Raw genomic sequence first — 265 nt, forward strand, 5'->3', positions numbered from 1 at the left:
TGAGCGCAGCAAGTTTTGACATACAAAAACTCTGAATTTCGTTTATTTACAGGATAAAGCTAGTTTAGGGATAGCACTATGACAAAAGTGAAAAAACAATAGAGAAATATGGTCAGTGGCAATATTTTGTTGTTCAATTTCCACCAAGACTTGCGTGGCAATCGCTTCAATTTCTGGAACAATCAGATGAGGTTTAACTTTTTCGATTAAAGCTTTAAGTTCATTTGCATCTGCCATATTTAAGGCATAAGAAAAATGAGCAACT

Annotated in this window: 1 pseudogene; it reads right to left on the minus strand. The window is 34.3% G+C overall.

The annotated features are described in order from the left end of the window. Positions 1-42: 42 nt before the first annotated feature. Positions 43-265 (minus strand): annotated as a pseudogene (locus FLQ44_RS21840) (hypothetical protein); the annotation flags it as partial.

It is taken from the genome of Vogesella mureinivorans, assembly GCF_007644035.1.
GTDB classification, from domain to species: Bacteria; Pseudomonadota; Gammaproteobacteria; order Burkholderiales; family Chromobacteriaceae; genus Vogesella; species Vogesella mureinivorans.